The organism is Vibrio genomosp. F10 str. 9ZD137, assembly GCF_049974785.1.
Taxonomy (GTDB): Bacteria; Pseudomonadota; Gammaproteobacteria; order Enterobacterales; family Vibrionaceae; genus Vibrio.
Genome location: NZ_JBNGCJ010000285.1, coordinates 1 through 2,301 on the forward strand (window position 1 = coordinate 1; position 2,301 = coordinate 2,301).

Sequence of the window (2,301 nt, forward strand, 5' to 3'; positions counted from 1 at the left end):
AAGAACAACCGAGCCCATATCGCCGATGATAACGTCATTATCTTCGGTTTGAATGATTGGGCCTGCAGTGCCATTTCCGCCATATAGGTTGTCACTGTTTTGACCCCCTAAGATGATATCATTGCCCGCATTGCCAAAGACGGTGTCTTGCCCACCGCTACTAACAAATCCAGCATTGGTGACGTTTAAAACATCAGCACGGGAGGTCGATAGAATGCGATTAAGACCAGACACTTGATTGATCCACCCTTTATCGGCAATCACAACATCATCGCCTAACCCAGCATCAATCGTGTCATTACCGACAGCCAATGAATCTGACGTTTCTACGTTGTCATTTGCTTGATCGGCGAGATTAACCACCGTTAGAACCTGGCTTGATAGGTCGAAACGCGTGGTAATATCGACATTAAACCCAGCGTCACCGTAAAGGTGATCATCGCCATCTAGGCCGTAAATCGTGTCGTTTCCTGAGCCGCCAGCGATATGGTCACCGAAGTTACTGCCCGTGATCGTATCGTTTCCAGCACCACCGTATAATGTAACCGTTCCATTAGCGCCCAAGGCGTTAATCGTATCGTTACCTGGGTTGGCGAACTCTCTGGCTTTCTCTGTTTTTTCATCAGACGTTGCATTATAGGTCCAGCCATTTTGGCTGGTATCACCAAACAGTATCAATGCGCTGTTTGCATCACTGCCAGTGACATTTAACGTATCGCTACCGCCGCCTCCATGAACAACTGTAATGCTATTGTCCGCTGTATTGGTCACGGTTAAATTGTCATCACCTTGTCCCAGCAACAATTCAACCACTTCTATATTGCTATATTCAATCCCTCCACCCATTCCTAGTCCGGTTAAGAGGGTATCGCTTAAAATTCCGGTGTCTTTTTCTAAACTGCCATCATTAAATATATTCAATACATCGGTCTGTTGCGCTTCGTTAACTTCAATGTTTTTAACTGGCAGATCACTGTCGGTTTCTGTTGGCAGAATAACCGCTGTGCTCAACGTGCGATTTTTACCATCTGGTACACCACCCTCAAGATTCAACTTACCTTTTATTGCTGTCAACGTATGCGGCTGTAGTGGTGGATTTTGTACCGGTTGCCCTTCTTGAACTTGATAATCTGGATTCACATTCAGCGTAATACTGATCGGTGTATCCCAATCGTTTTCAGTGAAAGTCACCGTCTTATCCGCAGCGTTAAATCGTATGTCGCTGCTAGAGAACAATGTCTGACCATCATTAAGGAGATTAATGGTGACTGGCGCTGTCGGTTTCTTACTCAGCACAAGCGTATAGTCGTCTGTTTGCGTTTCGCTGACCAAGGTGGAGCCGTTACTTTGGCTGACAATCACGGCACCACTGTCGTTATCCGTGACAGAGATACTCTGATCTACATTCGCCACCTGATTATAAGCAGAATGTAATTCGCTACTGGTGGCCGACAGTGTCACGCCGCCTTGGTAAAGATTTTCAACAGCTAAGTCGTCTTTACCTGTCACAGTAAAGGTTTGAGCTGTGTCCCAATCTTTATCGGTAAACGTCAATGTTGTATCACTCAAACCAAGCTGAGCGCCCTGACTGCCTAAGATTTCCGCCAAAGAGACCGTGACCGTTTCATTCGCTAGAGGCTTAGTTGATAGACGAACGTCAAACGATGCACTCGCTCCGCCTTCTGTGACTCGAATTTCATCTTGTGGAATAACAATGATATCGGCTTGGTCGTTGTCGTATACATTGACCGCAACATTAGCGATATCCAGTCCATCAAAGTCTGGGTTATCACTTCTGACGCTGTGATTAATCACATAATCACGTCCACCTTCCATCGCGCTGTCATCAATGGCTTTAACATGAATGGTATTCGAATCGGCCCAGTTAACGCCTGATTCATAGGTGATGACCAATGACTCGTAGAAATTGATGCCATCCAGTGACACCAGAATGCTGGCTGCTTCTTCATTCGTTTTTGCTTTATCACTGCTCGATGCTCTCGCTGCTGAGACAGTGACATAAGCCATCGTGGTGACATTCGGTTCATCGACACTAAGGGACAACTGGTAACTGTCGTTAATGCCCGCTTCTTCGACCAGTAAGTTTTGCTCGCTAATCGCGACTGCGCCGTTCTGTTTACTCGCAACGTTCAGCGAGATACCATCGACGAAAATGCCGTTATACGCTTCATCATCGCTAAATACACTGTGGTTGATGAAACTGCTGCGACCTTCTACCGAGTAGGAAACGATCGGCTGGGTCACATCACTGGCGACATTGAAAACATCCGCTCCTAGCCC

The 2,301-nt window shown here is 46.5% G+C and carries 1 protein-coding gene; it reads right to left on the reverse strand.

What is annotated here, in order from left to right; translation table 11 throughout:
• The coding region (locus tag ACP45E_RS04955) for a calcium-binding protein (protein WP_141707229.1) at positions 1–2,301 on the reverse strand (2,301 nt) is incomplete at both ends.